General features: G+C 37.4%; 6 protein-coding genes. All 6 read left to right on the top strand.

Translation table 11 applies throughout. The features are described 5' to 3' along the window. Positions 1-1,511, top strand: a 1,511-nt coding sequence (locus DSM02_RS17310; RefSeq protein WP_128766782.1) for a gliding motility-associated C-terminal domain-containing protein, incomplete at its 5' end; no start/stop codon positions are given. Between the two features lie 40 nt (positions 1,512-1,551). After that, complete coding sequence (locus tag DSM02_RS17305) at positions 1,552-2,496, top strand: PorP/SprF family type IX secretion system membrane protein (protein ID WP_128766781.1); 945 nt, start codon at positions 1,552-1,554, stop codon at positions 2,494-2,496. Positions 2,497-2,509: 13 nt separating this feature from the next. After that, a complete protein-coding gene (locus DSM02_RS17300) occupies positions 2,510-4,411 on the top strand; it encodes an OmpA family protein (protein ID WP_128766780.1) in 1,902 nt (633 codons plus the stop codon). Between the two features lie 104 nt (positions 4,412-4,515). Further along, on the top strand, positions 4,516-5,034 hold the full coding sequence (gene idi / locus DSM02_RS17295) for an isopentenyl-diphosphate Delta-isomerase (RefSeq protein WP_128766779.1): 519 nt from the start codon (positions 4,516-4,518) through the stop codon (positions 5,032-5,034). After that, positions 5,031-5,441 (top strand): 6-pyruvoyl trahydropterin synthase family protein, encoded by a 411-nt coding sequence (locus DSM02_RS17290; RefSeq protein ID WP_128766778.1) that lies wholly within the window; start codon positions 5,031-5,033, stop codon positions 5,439-5,441. The genes idi and DSM02_RS17290 overlap by 4 nt, the downstream gene beginning before the upstream one ends. 82 nt (positions 5,442-5,523) lie before the next feature. Then, complete coding sequence (locus tag DSM02_RS17285; RefSeq protein WP_128766777.1) at positions 5,524-6,492, top strand: type I phosphomannose isomerase catalytic subunit; 969 nt, start codon at positions 5,524-5,526, stop codon at positions 6,490-6,492. Positions 6,493-6,501 lie beyond the last annotated feature (9 nt).

Genomic DNA, 6,501 nt, shown 5'->3' with positions numbered 1-6,501 from the left:
CGGTAACAGAACTTCCTTATCAAGGGGCTATCGGTCTTATCAAGACAGGTGTATTCAATGATGAGAACACGGATACCTTTGCACAAGTAGGCGAGACGATCACCTATAGCTTTAAAGTAACTAATACTGGAGATGTAACAATAAGTGGGACAGTTATTGAAGATGCACGAATCGGAGTCTCAGGATTAACCTTGGATACAGATCCGTTAGCTCCTGGAGCAAGTGGATTAGCCAGTGCAGAGTATACAATCACTCAGGAAGATATCGATGCTGGTTTTGTCAGCAACAGCGCTCTTGCTACGGGTAAAGATCCAGAGGGTGAAGATGTAACGGATACATCGGATGATAACAGTAATTTAGAAGATGATGATACGGTAACAGAACTTCCTAAAAGCGGTTCTATAGGTCTTATCAAGACAGGTATATTCAATGATGAAAACGGTGATGGTTATGCGCAGGTAGGAGAGACGATCACCTATGATTTTACGGTTACTAACACCGGAAATGTTACAATCACTGGTACGGTGATTGATGATGAACGAATTGGAGTGGACGCTTTAGGTATTACTCCATCGAGCTTAGCCCCTGGAGGAACAGGAACAGCAACAGCAGAATATGAGATCACCCAGTCTGATATTGATGCTGGCTTTGTCAGCAACAGTGCTCTTGCTACTGGTAAAAATCCTTCTGGCGACGATGTAACGGATATTTCCGATAACGGAGACGAACTTATTGACGATGATGGAGATGGTGATCCTGGCAACGATCCAACCATTACAAACACACCTGGTAAAGCAAGTTTAAGCCTTGAAAAAGTAGGAGTCTTTAATGATGAGAATGGTGATCAAAGGCCTCAGATAGGAGAGACTATAACCTATACATTTAGAGTTATAAATACTGGTGAAACTATAATTAGTGATATTGTGATAGATGATGAATTAGTCAATGTTACCGGTGGTCCAATAGAACTGGCTCCTGGTGAAGAAGACAGTACAACATTTACTGCAGTTTATTCTATTACACAAATTGATATTGAGCAATTGGCTGTAGAAAATCAAGCTCTTGTAAGTGGGGTTAATCCAGACGGAGAGGTAATAGATGATCTTTCTGATGATCCAAACAATCCTGCAGATGTTGATGTGGATGGTGATGGTGAGCCAGATGATGTAACAGTAACCATAATTCCTAATGTACTTGCTGATGAAGATATTATCGTTTATAATGTGATGACTCCAAATGGAGATGGTCTTAACGATATCTTTATGATTCAGAATATTGATAGATACCCTGATAATAAAGTTCAGATCTTTAACAGATGGGGAGTAGAAGTGTATAGTACTGAAGGTTATAGTATAGATAACGGAAATGTATTTAGCGGATTCTCTGATGGTCGGGCGACGGTAAGAAGAGGGGAACGTTTACCAACAGGAACCTATTACTATGTTATAGAATATGCAGATCCAGATACGGGTACTGTAAGAAATAAAGCTTCATTCCTTTACATTAACTAATAAAGATTACTCAATGAGTACTTATAATAAAATACTTATAATGATGAAAAGAAATTTGAGTAAGTTGCTGCTTCTGCTTGTATTGTTAATTTCAGCTTCAGGCTATAGTCAGCAAGATCCTCAGTACACGCAATATATGTACAATCCTCTGGTTATAAATCCTGCTTATGCAGGTAACCGTGGGGTAACGAGTATTGTATTACTGCATCGTAGTCAGTGGGTAGGTCTTGATGGTGCTCCCAGGACTCAAAATCTTTCGGTACACAGTCCAATAGGATTGGGTAAAGTAGGTATGGGTTTTAGTTTAGTGAATGATGTACTAGGACCTGCACGGGAAACTTATTTCAATGTAGATTTCAGTTATACATTGGAGACAGGTGCTGAAGGTAAGTTTAGTTTTGGTTTAAAAGGGTCTTTAGATTTACTAGATGTAGATTTTAGTAGAACGAATCCTTTTAATACGAATGATCCTTTTTTAATTAATATAGATAATAAGCTGTCTCCTAACGTAGGAGTGGGTGTTTTTTATCACGATTCTAAGTTCTATGCAGGTTTATCTGCACCTCAGTTATTACAAACCGATCATTTTGATCGTAGTGGGTCACAGGGAGCAGAAACATTTGTAGCAGAGGAGAACATTCATTACTATGGTTTGGCAGGTTACGTTTTTGATCTAAACCGAAACGTGAAGTTTAAGCCATCAACCTTAGTCAAGATGGTTGCTGGAGCACCTCTGGCAGTAGATGTGAATGCAAACTTTATGTTTTATGATAAGCTTACTTTAGGGGCATCTTACCGATGGAGTGCTGCATTAAGCGGATTAGTAGGTTTTCAAGTTAATGACGGACTGTTAATAGGCTTTGCCTACGATCGCGAGACTACAGACCTTGGTAATGCAACGTACAATAACGGCACCTATGAATTGTTTTTACGCTTTGAACTTTTCAAAGAATACAACCGTATGTTAACCCCTCGTTTCTTTTAAAAAACATACCCCTATGAATCTAAGATATTATGGTATTTTTCTTTTGGTATTTGTGCTTAATGCTTCTCAGGCAGTAGCTCAGGAGCGTGAAGTAGCTAAAGGGAATAAGAAGTTTAATCAATATGCTTTTGTTGACTCTCAGAAGATTTACTTAAGAGTAGCAGAAAGTGGTTATGAGTCAGCAGACCTGTTCTCTAAACTAGGGGATAGTTTTTACTATAATGCAGATTATACTGAAGCAGTATCTTGGTATGATAAGCTTGTAGAAAAATATACTGAATCTGTAACTCCGGATCAATATTTTAGATATGCTCAGGCGCTTAGAGCTGTAGAGCACTATGATGAATCTGACAAAATGATTGAACGCTATCAGGAGCTAATGGATGCTTCTGGTGAATCGTATTATGATCCCAATACAATTAAGAACATTCGTTCTGAAAGACAGAATTATACGATAAACAAGTTAAATGTAAATGCAGCAGGTTATTCAGACTTTGCTCCTGCTTTTTATGGAGAGCGATTGCTTTTTGCTTCAACTCGTGATACAGGAACCTATACAAAGCGAATACATAAATGGAACAATCAGCCGTTTTTGGACCTATATGTAGGTACTATTGATGATACTGGTCAGGTAAATTCCGCAGAAAAATTAAAGGGCCCTGTCAATACAGAGTTTCACGAGAGTACAGCAACCCTATCTCCTGATGGAACAGCGCTATACTTTACACGAAACAACTTTACAGCAGATCAGTATCGTTCAGATAGCAATAAAACGAATAAACTTAAACTTTATAAAGCAACAAAAGGATCAGGAGATACTTTTGGTAATGTGGTTGAACTTCCATTTAACGATAATAGTTTTTCTACAGCACACCCAGCAGTATCTCCAGACGGTAAGGTTTTATACTTTGCTTCAGATCGCCCGGGAACATTAGGGGAATCTGATTTATGGAAAGTGAATCTAAACGAGGATGGTAGCTTTGGAGAGGTTGAAAATTTGGGAGCAACTATAAATACTCCCGGCCGAGAAACCTTTCCCTTTGTAGGTAAAAATGGAAAACTCTATTTTTCTACCGATGGTAGAGGAGGATTGGGAGGTCTTGATGTTTATGTATACGATTTTGAGAAAAATGAACTTTCAAATATTGGCGAACCTATAAATAGTATAAAAGACGATTTTACGTTTATCTATGATACAGATTCAGGCAAAGGCTTTTTTGCATCTAACAGGGCTAACGATCCGTTAGATGATGATATTTATAGCTTTATACGCAAAGCCTGTGAAAGTATTTTAACCGTAAATGTTATTGATAAAGAAACTAAAGAACCATTAAATGGGGCTTTAGTTGGAATACGAGATTTAGAAAACGAGGTTTTAGTTTCAGGAGAAGCAGTAGTGCCAGATGCTACTTTTGTTTATGAAGAACCTGAGTGTGGCGAGAATTACCTTGCTCGTGCAGCAATGGAAGGATATACTACCGCAGAGAAAATGGTAGAAATTCCTGAAGAGTCAACTGAGGTTGCATTAGTAATAGAACTGGAACGTATAAAAATTGATCTTGGAAAGTTTATAAAACCGATTTATTTTGATTTTGACAAATCATTTATACGCCCTGATGCCGCTGCTGAACTCGATATAATTGTTAAGTATATGAAAGAGTTACCCGAAATAAGTATTGACGTACGTTCACATACTGATAGTCGAGGTAATGATGCCTATAACTTAGCACTTTCAGAGCGACGTAATAAATCTACAATAGAATATTTGGTAGCAAACGGGATCTCTAGAGATCGATTAACTGGTCGTGGGTATGGAGAAACACAATTGCTTAACAAATGTAGCAATGGAGTGAACTGTACCGAAGAAGAACATCAGCTTAACAGACGTAGTGAATTTATCGTGCAAGGTTATTAATGCGCATCTACATAACACAAACCCTAAAAAGCCTTCTAATTTTGAAGGCTTTTTCTATTGTTAAGGCTTTAAGGTATTTGTACATTTACAGTCAAAAATAGTTTATGAAAGAAGAATTAGTGATTCTCGTTGATGAAAATGATCAGCAAATAGGTTTGATGCCAAAAATAGAGGCTCATGAAAAAGCCTTATTGCATCGGGCTTTTTCTGTTTTTGTTTTCAACAGCAAAAAAGAATTGATGATTCAACAACGTGCACTTCACAAATATCATTCACCGGGTTTATGGACAAATACTTGCTGTAGTCATCAACGTGAAGGAGAGTCTAATATAGAGGCTGGTAGAAGACGTCTGATGGAAGAAATGGGTTTTACTGTAGACTTGGAAGAAAGTATCTCTTTTATTTATAAAGCTCCTTTTGATAACGGTCTTACAGAACACGAGTTTGACCATATTTTACTAGGTAATTTTGAAGGCGAGCCAAACTTAAATCCAGATGAAGTAGGTGCATGGAAGTGGATGTCCCTAGAAGCTATAAAAGAAGATATGAATGTTCATCCTGAGATTTATACCGAGTGGTTTAAAATCATTTTTGAAAAGTTTTACAATCATATAGCACGATGAGAGTAACCGTAAGTCGCAAGGCTCATTTTAATGCTGCTCACAGGCTCTACAGGTCAGACTGGAATGATGCTAAGAATTTAGATGTTTTTGGCAAATGTAGCTATCCCAACTACCACGGTCATAATTATGAACTTATAGTTGCTGTAACCGGAGAAATAGATATGGAGACTGGTTTTGTAATAGACCTTAAAATCTTAAAAGATATCATCAAGTCTGAAGTAGAAGACCCTTTTGATCATAAAAACCTCAATTTAGACGTTCCGGAATTTGCGGAGTTAAATCCTACTGCAGAAAATATATGTGTGGTTATTTATACTAAAATGAGAAAAAAAATAGGAGCTGAGTTTGATATTGAAGTGACACTTTATGAAACTCCGCGTAATTTTGTAAGCTATAGCGGTCAGTAAAATTTTGATGCATTTATAATTAAAATCATAAAAAAATAAAAATCATTAATCATAAAACGCCTTTGTGGCTATTGTAAAAATTATGAGCAATTCTGTTTATCCATTAACATTTAAACCTGTACTTAAAGAGAAAATATGGGGAGGTCAAAAGCTACATGAAATCTTCGGAAAAGGAGATAATGCAACTGCAAAAGTGGGCGAGAGCTGGGAGATCGCAGATCTTGAAGAAGGGCAAAGCATTGTGAAAGAAGGAGCCTTAGCAGGAAAAACTTTAAATGAAGCTATAGTTTCAGACCCTGAGGGACTTTTAGGTAAAAAGGTTTATGACGTTTTTGGGCCTCATTTTCCATTACTTATTAAGTTTATTGATGCTGCCAGTGATCTTTCTATCCAGGTGCATCCTACTGACGCAACTTCACCTACGGGAGTAGGTAAAACCGAAATGTGGTACATTATGCAAGCCGATGAAGGTGCAAAGCTAACAGTAGGTTTCAATACAAAAATCACAAAAGAAGAGTATGATGAGCGTATAGATAATCTTACTATTGAAGAAGTGATGGATGAGCACGTGGTAGAAGAAGGAGATTCTTTTTTTATAAATGCAGGTCGCATTCACGCTATAGGTGGTGGTGTTTTATTGGCTGAAATTCAACAGACATCAGATGTTACTTATCGCGTTTACGATTACAACCGCAAGGATGATGATGGTAACTTACGTGACTTGCACGTTAAAGAATCTCGTGAGGTTTTAGACTTTGAAACCACTCAGGATTTTAAATTGGATTATGATCGCAGTGCTAAAAACGAGGCTCAGATTGTTAAGCATCATACCTATTTTAAAACGGAATGGGTAAATATTCAAGAACAAGCTTATACTGTAGAAAGAACGGACTCCTTCACGATAATCATTGTAGTTTCGGGTAGCCTTAGTTTTTCAGATGGAATAACAAATGGCAAGCTCTCATCAGGTGAAACCCTATTAATTCCTGCTGCAAACAAAGCGGTTCATTTAGAGGCTGATAATTGTGAGATTCTAGAAGTTTATCTATAACAGCTGAGA

The organism is Leeuwenhoekiella polynyae (genome assembly GCF_004104075.1).
Taxonomy (GTDB): domain Bacteria; phylum Bacteroidota; class Bacteroidia; order Flavobacteriales; family Flavobacteriaceae; genus Leeuwenhoekiella; species Leeuwenhoekiella polynyae.
This window is presented reverse-complemented; position numbering and strand designations above follow the sequence as displayed.